Genomic DNA, 17974 nt, shown 5'->3' on the forward strand with positions numbered 1-17974 from the left:
GTTTAACGTGTTTGTTGACACCAATGGGTATTGCCGTGTCCCTACAAGGGCTATGTACTTACTTACCAGCAAAAGTGCTGTATCTCATTTCCATTCCCCTTGCAAGGTAAAAGCAGCCCAATAATAGGGAGATTTCCATTTTTCCTGCTGCATCATTTCAATCTGCGCCGCCCTCAAAGCTGCCGCCGGCGCTAACTTTTGTTGCAGCATTTTCTGATAAAACTTTTGCATTAACACAGCAGTTCCTTCATCATCTACACTCCACAAACTCACTGCCACCCGCTGCGCCCCCGCATACATAAAACCCCTTGTTAATCCCACCATTCCTTCGCCTTTAACATTCTGTCCCATGCCCGATTGACAAGCACTTAAAACCACTAAATTTGCCGCCAGTTTCAAGTTGAAAATATCCGTGAGGCGCAAAAAACCATTGACGAGATTGCCCTTGTCATCTACCATCGACATCACAATTCCTGACAGTTCGGGATTTTTGCTGTTGGCAAGGCCGTGGGTGGCAAAGTGAACGATTTGATAATTAGCTAAACTGCCGTCGGTGGCAGTAGTGCGGCTGGCATCAAAATCAATCTTTTGACTGCTAGAAGCTGAGGGAAATAAGCTGGATATTGTTTGGGCTTCTTGGCGGGTAAATGCGAGGCGTTCGGGCGGCCATTGCCGATTAGAAGCACGAAGCGAGCGATTTAAACCGAGGTTATTTGCTTCTAATTTTTCTGTTGTTGCTTGGGTGATTTTTCCTTTGACTCTTTCATCGTCTGGACTGAAAACAGGATCGGCTAAAATTGCTAAATTTCGGCTTGGTGGTTTTCTATCTCCGTAATTTTGCCTAAGAATGGCGAGAGTTGAGGCGGAAGGCAGAGTGATAATTTCATGTTCGGCAATTAAGGGAACATTGGTATTTGGTCCGGCGGGTTGGGGAAGAGTTAAAGCCGGGAAAGGGGTATAGTGCAGCACGCCGTCGGGAACAATTAATAAGCGTTTATTGCCTAATTGGGCTGCTGCGGGCTGTAAAATTAATTGACCCAGATTTGCACTTGCTTCAGCAACTTTTTGGGGAATATCTCTCTGGATTGGGCTAGTTATTGCGTCTCGGAAATTGCGGGCTGCTGTTTCAATGTCGGCGCGTTTTGGTAATTCATAGCTAGTTAGTCCTGTTGATGTCACAACCCACAAATAACTGTGAGCTTCGCCGAGGGAATACTGCAATAAAATCGTGTTTTCATCGAGAATCTGTTTTTGAATTTCTGGCAGCGTTAAAGGTTGGGGTTGGGTGAGGGCTGCATAGCGGGGGCTGGCGGTACGAACCTGAGTTTGAAGTTGCTGATATTGTTGCAAAAGTGCGAGGCGCCCAGAGTCGATTTCAGCGATTTTAGTTTGATTGGGATTGGGGCTGCTGAGTTCTTGAATGCGCTGCTTTTCAATGGCATCGAGTTGCTGTTGCACGCTCTTTTCTTGTTGCAGTAAATCGGGGGAAATGCCTTCGCGAATGTTAGCGTTACTTTCTTGGAGGAGTTCGAGGAGGCTGCGGGCGCGAGAACGTTCGCTGGCTTCTAAGGCTTTTGTATTATAACCGGATTTAGGATTAGTTTTATGCAGTTGCATTAACAAATCGATGTAGAATTCGTAGTAGTTTTGTACGGTGGCAAAGTATGAGCTGCGGAGTTCTGGGCTGGCTATTTTGGTGCGGAGGTTTTCGATAATTTTGATAGAGGATTCAATGTCGTTGAGGGCTTCGGTAAGATTGTTTCGATCGCGTTTGGCATTAGCTATGTTGTAAAGGGTGACAGCTTCCACTGAGCGATCGCCCACTGCCCGAGAGAGGGGAAGCGACTGGCTGTAATACTCTAGCGCTTTCTGCTTTTCTCCCAATTCTGAGTAGACTTGACCGATGTTGCTGAGGGTGACAGTTTCCCCAAAGCGATCGCCTGTTGCCCGACTCAGGGGAAGCGACTGGCTGTAATACTCTAGCGCTTTCTGTTTTTCTCCCAATTCTGAGTAGACACCGCCGATGTTGTTGAGGGTGTAAGCTTCCCCGCTGCGATCGCCTACTGCTCGATACAGGGGAAGCGACTGGCTGTAATACTCTAGCGCTTTCTGTTGTTCTCCCAATTCTGAGTATACACCGCCGATGTTGTTGAGGGTCATAGCTTCCCCGCCGCGATCGCCTGTTGCCCGACTCAGGGGAAGCGACTGGCTGTAATACTCTAGCGCTTTCTGTTTTTCTCCCAAATCTGAGTAGACTTTGCCGATGTTGTTGACGGTGTAAGCTTCCCCACGGCGACTGCCCACTGCCCGAAACAGGGGAAGCGACTGGCTGTAATACTCTAGCGCTTTCTGTTGTTCTCCCAAATCTGAGTAGACTTTGCCGATGTTGGTGAGGGTGGTAGCTTCCCCATGGCGATTGCCCACTGCTCGATACAGGGGAAGCGACTGGCTGTAATACTCTAGCGCTTTCTGTTGTTCTCCCAATGCTGAGTAGATACTGCCAAGACCAAGGAGGCTAAGTGCTTGCCCTCTATTGTCGCCCGCTTCTCGATACAGCTTTAATGCTTCTTCCAACTTGACGATCGCACTTCTTAAAGATTCCGCCGTTCCTTGCTGGTAAAGTTGTGTTCCTTTTATTAAAGCTTCTGTAGCTGCTGCTGCTTTTGCTGCTGCTACAGCTTGTGCAGCGTCGCTACTGCCAATTTGTGCTGTTTGTACGACTTTACCAACGGGCACGGCTGCTGCCACTGGCTGACTTAGCTGAAGCGAAAGCGCGATCGACATACCAGCCAAAAACCATTGAGTGCGATCGAACATAGCCACCCCTTTTGTATTTTTGTCAATCTTAATCACTAGCTCGCTTAGTGTAAACACAGGAAGAAGTAAGGGCGATCGGCATATTTGCTAGAGTGAACGAGTAGTGCGATTCCCTGCCGCATAGCTACGCCGCGCGTACTTTTTCCCAGCATGAACAACATCCTAACTACCCCCGATCCCGTAACAACCCACTGGGATTGCCCCGAATGCGGCGGCACCGGTACCCTCAGCCCAGAAATTTGCCCTGTTTGTCTCGGAGCAAAATACATCGATCTTGCCACAATAACGAACTGGATGCTCGATTTTATGGAATCTCGCGGCTGCGATCGAGCTGAGATCGATCGATTGCGAACCGAAAGCCCAGACCCCCTAACATTAACTTTTTGCCTCGAAGTTTGTATCGCCCTGAAATAAACAATTTACCAATTACCAATTACCAATTCCCTATTCCCAATATTCAGTGTCCCTTAACCGGATGTTGCCCGTAAAAAGGCAAAGCATCCGACCAATCAGGACGACTTCCCATTTGCCACTCCAAATAAGCCAATTCCAACACACTAGAAACCGACCAACCCAACTCACTGCCAACTTCAATCAACTGATAAGAATTCCCCCAATTATCCAACTTTTCGTGCCAAGATTCAGGAGTCATCACCGTCTCAGGAAACAACTCAATTAAACCAGAATCTTTGTTAACTGAATAAACCGCCCCAAACAATTGTCCCCGCTGTGCAGGCATTTGCAGCGCCATATCATCTCTCAAAAGCCCCCCCTTAGCAAGGGGGGGTTGGGGGGGTTCCGTATTCAAAAGCCCCCCCTTAGCAAGGGGAGGTTCTGCACTCAAAAGCCCCCCCTTAGCAAGGGGGGGTTGGGGGGGTTCCGCCCAAGCGACAGCCGCCAAAGTTGAAACCGCAAAAACAGGAATATCCAACTGTTGAGCCAAAGTCCGCGCCGTCACCATACCCATCCGAGTCCCCGTGAAACCTCCGGGCCCCTTCGCCACTGCAATAAAAGCCAAATCACCCCAAGTTTGCGGCCCAATAAACTCGACTAAATACTGATGCAAATGAGTTGCTAAATCCCGATCCAAATTCCAAGTTTGGCAGCGAGAATCCCCAGCAAAATTGCTGATGGCTAAACCGAGTTCGCGACTAGCTGTGTGCAGGGCTAAGCCGTATTTTTTAACAGATGTTCCGTCTTGGGGATTGCTATTCACGATTACTGGTAATTTTCCTTAACAAAAAACAGCGGTAAAGCCACAACTAAGCAACCCAAAAGAATGCCAAATATTCCCGTATTTAAAATCCTCGAATTACCCATGCCCCCAGTCACCAAAAACAGCACTACTAAACTTGCAAATAAATTTTTATTGGCAAATTCTTTGTGCTGGGAAACTTGATGCTTCACCGTCATAAAACCCGACGCAACTATTAGCGCAAACCAAGAATTAAAAATGACTATTTGAGAGCCAAAGATAAACCAAACTAAGGCAAACATTAGCGCATCTATCCAAAAATCCTGAGTTTTCAACTTGGGCAGCCAAAATTCTTGGGTAGTAACAGAGGCGGCTTTCTTTAGTAATTGATTGTGTTGCAGCCGCACGAGTTTGTTTCTCAATTTAATCTTGGGATCGATTTGCAATATTTGCTTCCACTCCGGGCGGCGAGAATTGTTGACTCTTCCCAACAGTTTCACGGCTGCGACTTTATTTAACTGCAAATCGGTCAGTCTGGTGGCAATTATTTGAGATAAGTGCGGATAGTAAACGGGGTTGTCTTCGGTTCTGTTGATGACGATATTGAGCTGTTGCTTGGCTTGACTGACTTGGATTGTAACATTGTACGGGGCGAGATCCTCTTGTAAAGCTTGCTGAATTTCGGCTTGCTGTTGGCGAGTGAAAAGCGAGACACCGGGCGCAGGTGTAACCACCCGTTCTGCGGGCGTTTCCGGCGCGTCTAGCACAGGCGGTGCGTCTAAATAGACTGGTTTGGGGTTCAAGTGCCGCATGACTGCTGATGCTGAACTGTAGCGCCGATTGGTGGCACTTTGAAGCATGGTGTCGAGGATGCGGCCGAAATCGTCGCTAACAGCAGTCTTCAAATAATTTCGCCAAGCCCAAGAATCCTCTGTACTGTCGAACAAGTCGAAGGGAGGAATTTCTGTCAGCAAGTGAATGCAGGTAACGCCCAAACTGTAGATATCGCTGGCAAAAACTGCTTTTCCCATCAATTGTTCTGGGGCTGTATAAGCAGCACTGCCGATGATTGTACCAGTTTGCGGCAACCCGGTTGCTGTTACTTTCTTGGCTGCACCAAAGTCTACTAAAACAATATCTTTTTGGAAAGGAGAGGGTTGGTAGGAATTTTCTAAGGCGGGTAAAGGGGCTGGAGTTAGCCGGCGGCGAATGATATTTTCGGGTTTGATATCGCGGTGAATGACTTTGGATTTGTGGACGAAGTGGAGCACTGGCAATAAATCGTTGAGGATTTGCCTAATTTGAGTTTCGGTGAATGCTCCTTTTTGTTCTAATTCTCTGGCTAGGTTTTTGCCGTCTATAAATTCTTGTACTAAATACTGTCTCCCGTCTTGTTCAAAATGCGCGATTAATTCGGGAATTTGGGGATGTTTTCCCAAGGTTTCTAGCTGGGCTGCTTCTTGGTGAAATAGTTGAGCGGCTTTTTCGGCTGCGGTGTTTTGCTGCAAAAATTGCTTGATTACGCACTGCGAAAAAATCAGGGGTTTGGTTTCATCAACTGCTAGAAATGTTCGGCCAAAGCCTCCTTGCCCGATCGGCTTTATGGTTCGGTAGCGAGATGCTGATGGCGTTTCTGCGTCAAGAGTTAACAACAATTTTGAGCCGCAACTTTGGCACAATTCTGCATCCCCTGGGTTTTGCGGATTCTGACAAGTTGGGTTTAAGCAATAGCACATTGGATTTTAGATTTTAGATTTTAGATTTTAGATTTTTAATTGGGAATTGGGAATGGGGAATTGGGAATTGGGAATTGAGAATGGGGCATCGGGAATTGGTTATTGGTTATTGGTTATTGGTTGTTATCGCCAACCACTCACAAAAAAACTATAAAAAACAACAAATAGCAACCAAAAACCAACAAATGACTAATGACTAATGACTAATGACTTCTTCCTTAAGTCGGGACGAGTTCGCCAGGCCGCAATTTTGCCCATTTGCCGGTCTCTTGCTTGAAACTCTGACACCCAACTACATCCCATTCCATTTCAATTTCGTCTTGGCGGGGGCGGATGTTGACGTTGATGGTGGGTTCTACGGGGTCGAAATCGGGTGTTTCGGTAAGGTGAAGCTGTTCGTGCTGTTCTTCTACGGCGTGGTAGGTGAAGCAGCGGTCTACATAGTGGCAGTTAATACAAATACACATTCTTGATATCCTCTGTGCATTTCAAAAAGATTGGTGAAATTTGAGCTTTCTGTTAATCTAGCGTAGCAAGAGTTTAATTGTTTGTAAGGAAAGTAGATTTTTGTTGCGATGCCGATTAATTTGCCCTCTTCATTATCTCCTGATACTTGGCCGTTTGATTTGGAACTGCTGACACCGCCTGCTTATCTGGTGGGCGGTGCGGTACGGGATGCGCTGCTGGGGAGGCGATCGCACTATTTTGATTTAGATTTCGTTATGCTAACACGGGCCGTGAAGACTGCTCGAAAAATTGCCGATCGCACGAAAGGTGGATTTGTCTTGTTGGATGCGGAACGCCAAATTGCACGGGTTGTATTTGCGGGCGGTACGGTGGATTTGGCGCAGGCGGAAGGGGGGAGTCTGGAGGGGGATTTGCGGCGCCGGGATTTTCGGATAAATGCGATCGCCTGCAATCCTTTTACCGGAGAAATCATCGATCCTTTGGACGGTCAAACTGATTTGCGGTTGGGTTTGCTGCGGATGGTTTCGCGGTCAAATTTGGAGGACGATCCGCTAAGGTTATTAAGAGCTTACCGCCAAGCGGCGCAGTTGGGTTTTGCGATCGAAGCTGAAACTCAATCGGCGATTCGGGAATTGGCGCCGCTGTTGAGTCGGGTAGCGGTGGAACGGGTGCGGACGGAATTAGGTTATTTGTTGAGCAATCCAGAGGGTGTTCCTTGGATTTGTCGCGGTTGCGAAGATGGTTTGTTTTCGATTTGGTTTGAAAGTGCGATCGACCATTTTGATATTTTGACAAAAATTGATGCGTCTGCTGACAAGTTAGCGGCAATTTATCCAGATTTGGGGAGAGAATTTTCGCGCTCGATTCGAGATACGATTAAAACGCCTTTGTTGGCTGTCGCGAAATTGGCTATTTTGGCAGATTCTGACCCGACAATTGCTGAAACGCAGTTGCTGCGGTTGAAGTACAGCAATGCGGAGATTAAAAGTGCGATCGGGCTTTTGAAATACTTGCCACAATTGCAAGCAAAACCTATTGCGGAAATGTCTTTGCGAGAACAGTATTTTTTGTTTCGGGATGTAGGAATAGTATTTCCCGTTTTAACGGTTTTGGCGGTGGCGGCGGGAGTTGCGGTTGAGGATATTTCACTGTTAATTAATCGCTATCTGGATGCTGATGATATTATTGCTCATCCCACACAATTAGTTAGCGGCAATGATTTAATGGAATATTTAAATTTGCCGAGAAGTCCGCGCATCGGTCAATTTTTAATGGAGATTCAATTAGCGCGGGTGGAGGGTAGAATTGCGACTCGCGAAGATGCGCTGAAATTGGCTGCAGAATTGGTGAATCAGTAAGTTTAAATTGATAAATTTCATAAATTAGAACGGGCAAGATGCCCGTTCCACAAAATTCAACTTTCCCGTGGGGTGGGCTTCTAGCCCGCCCTAAAAAGTTAGTTTACAATGCTAAAAAATCAGAATCTTAAACAAGATTTTTTAATGCTTCCGGCAATTCAAACTTGCCATCTGCACCCGCTTCAAACTCAACAACTTTCAACACAGCATCAACATTCAGCGGCCCGTAAATGTGTGGATAAAAATCTCCAGCAGCAGGTTCATACTTAACTTCTGCTTCCACTTTTTCCAAGTCAATCCACAACAACAGCAATCCTGTTTGTCCAGCAAAAAATTTGTTGGAAGTTCTAACAACTTGTGGCAGAGTCGAACAGTGGATAAATCCTTCAGTATCTAGCGTATCGCCGCGATAGGATTGAACTTGTTTTGCTTCTTCCCACTGTTGGCTGCGGGTGATGTGAAAAATAATGCTCATAATTGAATAAATTCTAGGTTTAATGGAGAATTGGCAGCAAAATTTGAGAGGGACAATTCCCGCCACAACTTACTGTCAGCGTGATAATTTTAGCATCGATCGCCCGCGCTTCACCGCCCGGCGCACCCGTTCCCGGATTCACGTCGTAAGCGGGAAAACAAGCAGCACTCAAACTCAGACGCAACGCATTACGTTTACCAATTTGCATACAAGTGGATTGCAGCACAATTATTACAGGTGTTTCACCTGAATTCACCCGGACGTAACCTTGAGTAAAATTGTAGACACTGCCGCTATCTTTGACCTCAGAAAGTATCGCACACAAATCAAAACTCGGCGCATCGGCGGTACAAAATACTTCTAAAATTATATCTCCTGCTAAGTGCAAATCTGCTGTTAGCGGTGCCGAAGTGTATGTTAACACATCGGTGCGGCAGTCAATAGTCGATCGCTCCATCGCACCTGCAGGAAATGCAGCGTGGCCTCCCAAGGATGGCACCGGCCGCCAAGGATCATGTACGAATATATCATCAGTGCAAACATCCGCGCAACTCTCTGTTAAAATACCCGCATCTTCTCTCATCGCGGCAAGTCCGGTACTTGCTAAAAAATAAGATTTATGATTATTATTAGGCCATTTCTCAAATTTCCGCCAATCATTCCTCCCCATCTCAAATAGCGAAATCGGCCGTTCGTCTAATATTCCTGTATCAACTCCTTTGAGAAAGCGATCGAACCAGCGAATTTGCAGCTTATCCACAGGATTTGAAGCTGCAAAACCATAATCCAACGGTCCAACTTTTCGCCCCCAAGGTAAATGCGCCCAAGGGCCAATTATCAAATGCTGCGGACAGGAACTCCGGGCCGCCATTTCCTTGTAAAGACGGATTGTTCCCCGCAAATAAGTATCAAACCAACCACCAACGTGCAGCATTGGCAAGTCTAAATCTTTGATGTTTGGCGATAAGTTTTTCCAATACTCGCTCGGTCGATAATTATCCAACCAATCGTGGTAATATGAGTCTGGTGCTATATTTTTAATAATGTCAGGACGCGCGGGCACGGTATCGTATAGCGGGAGATTTCTCGAAGCTGCATAAAAGGCTTGATAGGCAGAAATATCGGCTTTTAAGCGAGCGGTTTCTGCCGCTAGCTGAATTGCCCAGCCAAGATTTGATTGCAGACAAAACGCGCCGCCTTCATAGGCCCAATCTGCGTATAAATTGCAGCCTACCATTGCCGGACAAATTGTGATTAATGCGCTCGGTTTAGCAGCAGCAGTGTAGAGTTGAGTCATGCCTTGGTAGGAAAAACCGTACATTCCGACTTTGCCGTTACTTCCCGGCAAATTAGCTGCCCAATTGACGCTATCAAAACCGTCTTGTGTTTCGCTAACAAATGGGTTAAATTCGCCTTCGGAAGTGCCGCGTCCCCGCACGTCTTGGATGACAACGATGTAGCCGTGTTTGGCGTACCATGCGGGATGGCAATATACTACTGTAGAGGCGATCGCCCTTCCGTAAGGTTGCCGCATTAATAATACTGGAAATTCGCCCTCCGCATCGGGGCGGTAGATGTCAGCATCTAAACGAACCGCATCTTTAGTTAGCATAGACGCTGTTTCTTTCGGACAAAGTTTCAGCATAAATCCTAAAAAACATCCACTTAAAAAGTTCGTAGTAAGGGCTTTAGTGCTTTTTCTAAAGAATCAAGTCCTTACTACAAACCTAGGAATCAAGTCCTTACTACAAACCTAGGAATCAAGTCCTTACTACAAACCTAACACGGTACGAGTACATCCGATCGCCTAAGAACTCTCATATCTTCTTCATCGAGTTCGACTGGTGTACCGCTGCGAATTAGTTCCACAAAATCCTCATTCGGCACCATGATGCACAAAGTGTACAAACGTCCACTGCCCGTATTCTCAATTACGTGAGTGCCTGTTGGAGGCACTAACAAACTATCTCCCGGTTGAATACTAACTGTTTTGCCGTCGCAGGTTGCTTGCCCAGTTCCTTTGAGTACAAAAAACATTTCTACTGCAAATTGATGGCGGTTGGGAGGAGTTTTGCCGCCCACATCGAAAATCTCCACGCAAACTGTTAATGAAACATTAGCTATTACCGGATCGAAGACGATAGCTAATCTATTAGTATCGCCCGGACTGATGCGAAATGCTTGGTAGTCTTTGGGAGACTTTATAACAGGAATCATGCAGTGGTTTGTCATTTTTTTATTGTTAGTTGTCAGTGGTTATGTTTCTGCTGTCATTAGTGAAAAGCCAGAGTCATTAGTTCAGGACTTACGAAACCGGCTTTGTCTGAAAAATCGTTGTTTGATAGCTAGAGATTTACGAAAAAACCAGGTTTCTGGCATCGAGTAAGTCCTGTCGCAGTTTAGCATCAAAAATTTATTCCTAATGACTAATGACTAATGACTAATGACTAATGACTAATGACTAATGACTAATGACTAATGACTAATGACTAATGACTGATGACCAATGACTGCTATTTAATTGCTTCTAACATAGCCTGAGAATCCGACAAAAAACCAAAACATTGTTTAACGTTATACAGAGTAGCTTGCCAGCAATAATCTGGCGATGTCGTAGCTGTACAATCTTTGACTAAAATACAGTCGTAACCCAGGAAATTAGCATCTTGCAGCGTAGCCATGACGCACTGATCGGCGTTTACTCCTCCGAAGAAAAGTGTAGTTCTGCCGAGGTTCCGCAAGATACTATCTAAAGGAGTATCCCAAAAGCCACTCATCCGATATTTATCAACGCAAATATCCTCCGGTATGGGTTTTAATTCATCGACAACCTGCGCCGCCCAACTCCCTGCCATCAGTACAGGTGCGTTGTTTTTTGGCAGCGGATCTCCCAAACCTACGCCGTCGCCTGTGGGATTGTAAACGTGACGGGAAGCTGCACTAATATTGAGCAAATCGGGGCGGTTTCCCCAGTTTATCCAAATAATTGGTACTGCGTGCGATCGCAATTTTGGCAGCAAATTTTTTAAAGGATTAATTGGAGTTCTCGCGGGCGTTACATCTACGCCAATATGTGCTAGCCAACCGTCGGGATGACAGAAATCGTTTTGCATATCTATCACCAACATTGCTGCTTTTGCTAAGTCCAAACGCAGAGTTTTAGTTTCTGTTTCCAGGGTAACAGGTTGAGGGGCGATCGGCGATCGGGTAATATCGGCAATTTTGGCATCAACTTTCCAAGCATTCGGCGGTACGCCCAAGGTGCGAAGAGAATCAGGGTTCATATTGATTTTGACTCAAAAACAATTTCAATCTTATAACTATTTGATTGTCACTAACTTGTCATATCTTAAATCTTGGTTATAATTAAGTATCAGCGGCAACTATTTGAGAGTTTTTATGATTTATTAACTTTATTACAGGCGATCGCAAATGTTAGCGCCTGGGAATCATACAATAAAAATCCATATAAAATTACCAAAAGGGTAAATCTATGAGCTTTACAATTCAAAATGCTTTAATTTCGGTTGATAGTGGTTATGAAACCGCAGATGTGCAAGTGGTGGATAATTCCATAAGTGCGATCGGACCCAGTTTAGAGCCTGCCGGAACAGTTATTAACGGCAAAAATAAGCTGCTCCTACCGGGTTTTGTCAACGCGCACACTCACTCTTCAGAAATGTGGCAACGAGGCATTATTCCCCCTTTGCCGCTGGAGTTGTGGATTGCCGAATTATACGATTTTACACCTCTCGATCCCGAACAAGTTTACTTGAGTGCCTTGGGAACTGCGGTAGAAACATTGCTATCGGGCGGTACAAGCGTAGTCGATCATTTAGTTTTGATTCCGGGGCAAGAATTAGAAACAATCGCCGCCGCTGTTCGCGCTTATCAAGAAATCGGCATCCGCGCTTTTATCGGGCCGTTAATTCAAGATCAATCCCTGACGGCGGGGATGCCTTCTGGCGATAGTGGCATCGAACACGCGGCTTACATTCGATCGACTAAGGCAACTTTGGAATTAATGGAAACAGCCATAAAACAGTTTCACAATCCCGAAAAAGGTGTTAATATTTTGTTGGCGCCGACGGGAATTCAACTGTGTTCTGATGCTTTGTTTGAAGGCTGCATCGAATTGAGCGATCGCTACAATCTTTGTCGGCACGCCCACCTCTTGGAAACCCCCGCTCAAAAACAGTTAGCTCACGAAAAATACGGCTGTAGCGCTGTCGAACACCTGCAAAAAATTGGTTATTTGAGCCCCCGAACTTCCTTAGCGCACTGCGTTTGGCTGGACGATTCCGACATTGCGATTATGGCAAAAACTGGAGCGACAGTCGTACACAATCCCCTCAGCAACTTGCGGTTAGGAAGCGGCATTGCACCGATTTTGAAATATCGTCAAGCGGGAGTTAACGTATCTTTTGGCTGCGACGGCGCTGCTAGCAATGACTCTCAAGATTTGCTGGAAGCGATTAAAATTGGTTCGATTTTGCACAATATCACGGATTTGGATTACCGCCAATGGATTACACCGCGCCAGTCTGTAGAAATGGCATCCCTGGGAGGAGCAAAAGGCTTGAATCTCGCCGATGAAATGGGTTCGCTGACAGTCGGGAAAAAAGCAGATTTTGTGCTGTATGATTTAACCAATTTATCATTGCTGCCGCGCACCGATCCGATTGGCTTGCTAATATTAGGGCGCCCGACTAATGCGGTAGACAGCGTTTGGGTAAACGGCAAGCAAATTGTCGCCGAAGGTAAGGTGAAAACGATCGATGTTGATGCTTTGAGGCGGGAATTATTCGATCGCAGCGAGTGGACTAGCAAGCGTCAATCGCAAACGGTGAGCGAGATTGAAGCGCACTATCGAAAAGTCATGAACCTGCAAGGTTATTCTTAGTAGGGTAAAACTCACATCTTGCACCATTCTCAAGAACAGGCAAGATGTCTGTTCTTGAGAATGGTGCTATTGAGTGAGGTAAAATAGAACTCTCACAATAATCATATTTGCGAAAAATTGATGATTAAACTGCACAAATGGCAGCGGATACTGGCTTTAATAGTTGTTTTTGCGATCGCCCTTACCTCCTCCGCGATTTTATCCCCCCGTCTCTTGGCTCAAACCCCGCCCAAAACCCCAACAACCGAATTGCGCGGCGTCTGGCTGACGAACATTGACAGCGACGTTATTTTCTCCCGCAACAACATCATTGACGCTGTAAATCGACTGGATCAACTCAATTTTAATACCATCTATCCCACGGTTTGGCAAGGAGGCTATACGCTTTATCCGAGTGCTGCCGCCCAACGAGTATTCGGACAGTCGATCGACCCATCGCCCGGATTGAAAGACCGAGACACCCTCAAAGAAATTATAGCACAATCCCGCCCAAAAGGTATAGCAGTAATCCCCTGGTTTGAGTTTGGTTTCATGGCTCCAGCCGAATCGGAATTAGCCACACTTCACCCAGAGTGGCTGGCGCAGCGGCGCGACGGTTCAACTATTTGGAAAGAAGGCAAACACGATCGAGTTTGGCTGAATCCCTTTCATCCCCAAGTGCAGCAATTTATCTTAAGTTTAATCCTAGAAATTGTCGATAATTATGATATAGATGGCATTCAATTTGACGACCATTTCGGCTTGCCAGTAGAATTTGGCTACGAGCCATTAACAGTGTCAATGTATCAGGAACAAATCAAAAGTCCTCCCTCCGACGACCCCCGCGAAACCTTCTGGGTGCGCTGGCGCGCCGACAAAATCAACGACTTCATGGGGCGAATTTCCCGCGCCATCAAATCCCGCAAAGAAAAATGTATTGTCAGCTTATCTCCGAACCCTTTTCACTTTTCTTTACCCGCCCACTTGCAGGACTGGTTTACCTGGGAAAGACGCGGCTACATCGACGAAATTGTGTTGCAGGTTTATCGCAGCGATATCAAGCGTTTTAGTGCCGAACTGGAACGGGAAGAAGTCAAATTGGCTAAACTTAACATTCCAACTGCGATCGGCATTTTAACAGGCCTTAAAAATAATTCCGTTCCCCTCAAACAAATTCAAGAACAAGTGCAAGAAGTGCGAAAAAGAGATTTTGCTGGCGTGTCGTTCTTTTTCTACGAAAGTTTGTCGAATTGGGCGAAGGAAACCCCCGAACAGCGCAATAATGCCTTGCAAGAATTCTTTCCCACAAAGATGCAGCGCCCGCCCTCCGAAGCCAGAATTTGAAACCCACGGTTAAAATGAGAAAAATCATACAGCGCTTAGGAATTGTCATCTTATCTTTAAGCGCTTTCTTAACAATTGGCTATTTCACTCCCAGAAAGTGGGGAAATTACTCGCAAGCAGATTGCACAATCTCTCTATACATTTCCAACCAAGGCATCCACACCGAAATCATTGTTCCAGTTAAAAATGAATATTTTGACTGGAATCAATTTTTACCGCTAACAGAAATAGGGCGGGATGCCACTTCTGATTATAAATATTTGTCTTTTGGCTGGGGAGATCGAGCTTTTATGTTGGAAACTCCCACATCAGGAAGTATCAACCCAGTTACAGCTTTCAAAGCGCTATTTCTCCCTACTCCCTCTACCGTACAGGTTCAAAGTTATCGGGCTTTTCCCCAAAGTATAGAAACAAAATGTGTCAAATTTAGCGGCGAAAATTATCTGATGCTGGTAAATTTTATTAAAAATTCATTCCTATTAGACGCAGCAGGTAAGAAAATGAAAATTAGCTACGGCTACGACAACAGCGATAGTTTTTATGAAGCAAAAGGCAGTTACTCTATTTTGAGAACTTGCAATGACTGGACGGCCGAAGCTTTGCAAAAAGCTGATGTCAACACTCCGTTATGGTCAACGCTTTCTTCGGCGATTATGTTTCATCTTAATAGCGGTTGCGAATGTCACAAATAAATGGTATTAGGTAAGGGCAATAATATCTTTACTTTCGGTTATAAAATTTATAATGAATGATTATGTATGGGTTGGGAGCTTAAAGTTGCATTCTTTTTTTTAACTGGTATAATTATTACCAATTTGAGCAAAAATCATGAATGTAATTCCAGCGATCGACTTATTGGATGGAAAATGCGTCAGATTGTATCAGGGAGACTACGCGAAGTCTCAAACTTTTAACGACAACCCCGTCGAAGTCGCCCGACAGTGGGTAAATGAAGGCGCGACAATGCTGCATTTAGTAGACCTCGACGGCGCCAAAGCAGGTCATCCAGTCAACCAAGCAGCCATTGAAGCGATCGTCCGATCAGTAGACGTTCCCTGTCAAGTAGGTGGCGGAATGCGCGATCGCGCTTCTGTTGCTGCTATCCTCAATTTAGGCGTTCGGCGCGCCATTCTCGGCACTGTCGCCGTCGAACAACCGCAATTAGTCGGCGAATTGTGCGCCGAATTTCCCGGCCGAATTCTGGTTGGCATCGATGCCAGAAATGGTAAAGTTGCTACTAGAGGCTGGCTAGAAACTTCGGAAGTTTTAGCGACAGAATTGGCGCAAAAAATGGCCGAGTTAGGGGCGGCTGAAATTATATACACCGACATTCACCGCGACGGTACTATGGAAGGGCCGAATTTGGAATCTTTGCGCGAAATTGCTAACGCTATTTCGATTCCGGTGATTGCTTCAGGTGGCGTTAGTTCGATCGCCGATTTGTTGAGTTTGCTGGCTTTGGAACCAATTGGTGTCAAAAGTGCGATCGTCGGTAGGGCAATTTATACCGGCGATATCTTGCTAAAAGAAGCAATTCAAGCAGTCGGACAAGGGCGGTGGCAGGATGTACCGCCAGATTTGGGTTCTTCAAGCTTTGCTTGATAGTCATGTCGAGTTAACTGGCTACCCAATATGTAACAGTTATCAATTTTCCGACTCACAGTCAACAGTCAACAGTCATTAGTCATTAGTCATTAGTCATTAGTCATCAGTCAACAGTCAACAGTCATCAGTCAACAGTCAACAGTCAACAGTCACCGTAGAATCGTCTTTCTTACCATCATCGTAACCATGTTTTTGAACCATACAATTACAGCTTTAAGTTCTGGGATGGCATCCCTAGTTGCTCCCATACCTTTGTTAGCAACAGTGGATGCAGAGAATTCGCCGATCGTTCTGAGCGGAGTTTTGCTCAGTTTGGTAGTGATTTATCTCGCCAGTAAATTAGGCGCGGAAGCGGCTAAAAAGTTCGATTTACCGCCGGTTTTGGGTGAACTTGTAGCAGGGGTAATTGTTGGCGTATCTGCTTTACACCTGGTCATTTTTCCCGAAGCAGGGCTGTCAGCCTCAGACTCAGGGATTATGACAGTTGTGCAATCGATTAATCATCTGTCTCCTGCCGCCCTCACCAGTGTGTTTGAATCGCAGAGTGAAGTCATTTCAGTGCTGGCTGAAATAGGCGTGATTGTTCTGCTGTTTGAAATTGGTTTGGAGTCGGATATCAGACAACTCAAGGAAGTGGGGGTTCAAGCTGTCGTGGTCGCTTGTGTGGGCGTGGCATTTCCCTTTGCCGCCGGTACTGCGGGCTTGATGCTCATTTTCCACACGGCGGCGATTCCGGCGATTTTTGCGGGGGCTGCTTTGACGGCAACCAGCATCGGAATTACCTCCAAAGTTTTGTCGGAATTAGGACAACTCAAATCTAAAGAAGGTCAAATCATTGTTGGTGCGGCGGTGATTGATGATGTGCTAGGAATTATTGTCCTAGCTGTTGTTGCCAGTTTAGCGAAAACCGGTGAGATTGATGTTGTTAATGTCATCTATTTGATTGTCAGTGCAACTGCCTTTCTGCTCGGTTCTATTCTGTTGGGCGGCATCTTCAACAAAAGCTTCACTGCGGTGGTGGAGAAACTCAAAACTCGCGGTAATATAGTCATCCCGGCATTTATCTTTGCTTTCTTCATGGCTTTTCTGGGCAACGCAATTCATCTCGAAGCGATTTTGGGTGCGTTTGCGGCTGGTTTGGTGTTGGATGAAAGCGATGCCCGCAACGAGTTGGATGAACTGGTGAAGCCCATCGCGGATTTCCTGGTTCCCATCTTTTTTGTGACGGTGGGAGCTCGGGCGGATTTGGGGGTTTTGAACCCAACAGTGCCGGATAATCGGGCTGGTCTTTTGATTGCCGTATTTTTGATTGTGGTTGCGATTTTTGGCAAGCTGGTGACTGGTTGGGTGGTGTTTGGTCTGCCGGGAATCAATCGATTGGCGATCGGAGTGGGGATGATTCCTCGGGGCGAAGTCGGCTTAGTGTTTGCCGGCATCGGTTCGGCGAGTGGGGTTTTGGATAAACCGTTAGAAGTCTCGATTATTATCATGGTGATTCTGACGACTTTTTTGGCTCCGCCTTTTCTGCGGGTTGCCTTTGGTGATACGGTAGAGCCTCCTGCTAGTGGCGAACCTTCTAGCGAGCAAATCGTTTGATTAGCGGGTGATATTAAGCCTGTGTTGAGGTGGTTGGGGGCGATCGGCTGGTCTTGAACCACTTTCCGGCGATCGTCTCCATTGTTACTCATTAGCCTCCAGGCTATCTTGCATTTTCACACCAACCACAGCAGCCGGATCTAAACTTTCTAGCAGTGCGTTTGACACATTTTGTCGATCGACCAGGCTGCGGTTTTGATTAAGTTTATAGTTGCCTTCCAACCGAGCAATAGTCCTCTCAAAACCCACAATGCCGTTCATCAAAGCTTCCCGAAATCTGTTCGATAAACTATCCCAGTGCGATTTGTAGCTAGCTTCATCAGAAAAAATGGGTCTGAAACCCCGTCCTTGTAGGACGGCTTTACATAGATTTTTGTTAAGACGTACCATCTTACATAAGAGGTGCTACTATGTAAAACATCACATTTAAAGTAAGCATGACACTAAAAGCCTTCAGCTATCGATTATACCCAACGCCGGAACAGGAAAATTTGTTGC

General features: G+C 46.0%; 17 protein-coding genes. 8 read left to right on the forward strand and 9 right to left on the reverse strand.

Annotation, left to right across the window (positions count from 1 at the left end; genetic code table 11):
* Positions 1–84: 84 nt before the first annotated feature.
* Positions 85–2817, reverse strand: a complete 2733-nt coding sequence (locus tag QUB44_RS20720; RefSeq protein WP_445299913.1) for a CHAT domain-containing protein — start codon at positions 2815–2817, stop codon at positions 85–87.
* A gap of 150 nt (positions 2818–2967) precedes the next feature.
* Here QUB44_RS20720 and QUB44_RS20725 point away from each other — a divergent pair, with 150 nt between their 5' ends.
* A complete protein-coding gene (locus QUB44_RS20725; protein ID WP_333028109.1) occupies positions 2968–3231 on the forward strand; it encodes a hypothetical protein in 264 nt (87 codons plus the stop codon).
* Between the two features lie 43 nt (positions 3232–3274).
* Here the strand turns inward: QUB44_RS20725 and tsaB are convergent, their stop codons facing one another.
* The 3 genes from tsaB to QUB44_RS20740 all read right to left on the reverse strand — a co-directional run bounded on the left by tsaB (position 3275) and on the right by QUB44_RS20740 (position 6215).
* Positions 3275–4033 carry a tRNA (adenosine(37)-N6)-threonylcarbamoyltransferase complex dimerization subunit type 1 TsaB gene (tsaB, locus tag QUB44_RS20730; protein ID WP_333370358.1) on the reverse strand — a complete coding sequence of 253 codons (759 nt, stop codon included), beginning with the start codon at positions 4031–4033 and terminating at the stop codon, positions 3275–3277.
* 2 nt (positions 4034–4035) lie between these two features.
* Entirely contained in the window at positions 4036–5748 is a 1713-nt protein-coding gene (locus tag QUB44_RS20735) for a serine/threonine-protein kinase (protein ID WP_333370360.1), read from the reverse strand.
* Between the two features lie 218 nt (positions 5749–5966).
* Positions 5967–6215: a Ycf34 family protein gene (locus tag QUB44_RS20740; protein ID WP_006632635.1), complete on the reverse strand. Its 249-nt coding sequence runs from the start codon at positions 6213–6215 to the stop codon at positions 5967–5969.
* Positions 6216–6323: 108 nt separating this feature from the next.
* On the opposite strand from QUB44_RS20740, the gene QUB44_RS20745 reads away from it, so the two are divergent.
* A complete protein-coding gene (locus QUB44_RS20745; protein ID WP_333370362.1) occupies positions 6324–7574 on the forward strand; it encodes a CCA tRNA nucleotidyltransferase in 1251 nt (416 codons plus the stop codon).
* Positions 7575–7701: 127 nt separating this feature from the next.
* Here the strand turns inward: QUB44_RS20745 and QUB44_RS20750 are convergent, their stop codons facing one another.
* The 4 genes from QUB44_RS20750 to QUB44_RS20765 form a co-directional block, all read right to left on the reverse strand.
* The gene (locus tag QUB44_RS20750) at positions 7702–8049 is read right to left on the reverse strand and encodes a DUF952 domain-containing protein (RefSeq protein ID WP_333370364.1); all 348 of its coding nucleotides are present in this window, start codon (positions 8047–8049) and stop codon (positions 7702–7704) included.
* Between the two features lie 19 nt (positions 8050–8068).
* On the reverse strand, positions 8069–9661 hold the full coding sequence (locus QUB44_RS20755; protein ID WP_333370366.1) for a CocE/NonD family hydrolase: 1593 nt from the start codon (positions 9659–9661) through the stop codon (positions 8069–8071).
* Positions 9662–9828: 167 nt separating this feature from the next.
* The gene (locus tag QUB44_RS20760) at positions 9829–10266 is read right to left on the reverse strand and encodes a cupin domain-containing protein (RefSeq protein WP_333160423.1); all 438 of its coding nucleotides are present in this window, start codon (positions 10264–10266) and stop codon (positions 9829–9831) included.
* 296 nt (positions 10267–10562) lie between these two features.
* Positions 10563–11333, reverse strand: coding sequence for a cysteine hydrolase family protein (locus QUB44_RS20765; RefSeq protein ID WP_333370369.1), 771 nt, complete (start codon positions 11331–11333; stop codon positions 10563–10565).
* Between the two features lie 209 nt (positions 11334–11542).
* On the opposite strand from QUB44_RS20765, the gene QUB44_RS20770 reads away from it, so the two are divergent.
* The 5 genes from QUB44_RS20770 (at position 11543) to QUB44_RS20790 (ending at position 17476) form a co-directional block, all read left to right on the forward strand.
* Entirely contained in the window at positions 11543–12952 is a 1410-nt protein-coding gene (locus tag QUB44_RS20770; RefSeq protein ID WP_333370372.1) for an amidohydrolase, read from the forward strand.
* Positions 12953–13072: 120 nt separating this feature from the next.
* Positions 13073–14275 carry a glycoside hydrolase family 10 protein gene (locus tag QUB44_RS20775; protein ID WP_333370374.1) on the forward strand — a complete coding sequence of 401 codons (1203 nt, stop codon included), beginning with the start codon at positions 13073–13075 and terminating at the stop codon, positions 14273–14275.
* A 14-nt stretch (positions 14276–14289) separates the two neighbouring features.
* Positions 14290–14967 (forward strand): TIGR02117 family protein, encoded by a 678-nt coding sequence (locus QUB44_RS20780; RefSeq protein ID WP_333370376.1) that lies wholly within the window; start codon positions 14290–14292, stop codon positions 14965–14967.
* Between the two features lie 136 nt (positions 14968–15103).
* Positions 15104–15877 carry a 1-(5-phosphoribosyl)-5-[(5-phosphoribosylamino)methylideneamino]imidazole-4-carboxamide isomerase gene (gene hisA, locus QUB44_RS20785; protein WP_333370378.1) on the forward strand — a complete coding sequence of 258 codons (774 nt, stop codon included), beginning with the start codon at positions 15104–15106 and terminating at the stop codon, positions 15875–15877.
* Positions 15878–16066: 189 nt separating this feature from the next.
* Positions 16067–17476: a cation:proton antiporter gene (locus tag QUB44_RS20790; protein WP_333160431.1), complete on the forward strand. Its 1410-nt coding sequence runs from the start codon at positions 16067–16069 to the stop codon at positions 17474–17476.
* 84 nt (positions 17477–17560) lie between these two features.
* On the opposite strand, the gene QUB44_RS20795 is transcribed toward QUB44_RS20790, so the two are convergent.
* Positions 17561–17866, reverse strand: coding sequence for a hypothetical protein (locus tag QUB44_RS20795; protein WP_333370380.1), 306 nt, complete (start codon positions 17864–17866; stop codon positions 17561–17563).
* 47 nt (positions 17867–17913) lie between these two features.
* Between QUB44_RS20795 and QUB44_RS31235 the strand changes: the two genes are divergently transcribed.
* Positions 17914–17974 (forward strand): helix-turn-helix domain-containing protein (locus QUB44_RS31235; RefSeq protein WP_445299914.1); only part of this gene is annotated, 61 nt, incomplete at its 3' end.

It is taken from the genome of Microcoleus sp. AT3-D2, from assembly GCF_036705715.1.
Taxonomy (GTDB): Bacteria; Cyanobacteriota; Cyanobacteriia; order Cyanobacteriales; family Microcoleaceae; genus Microcoleus.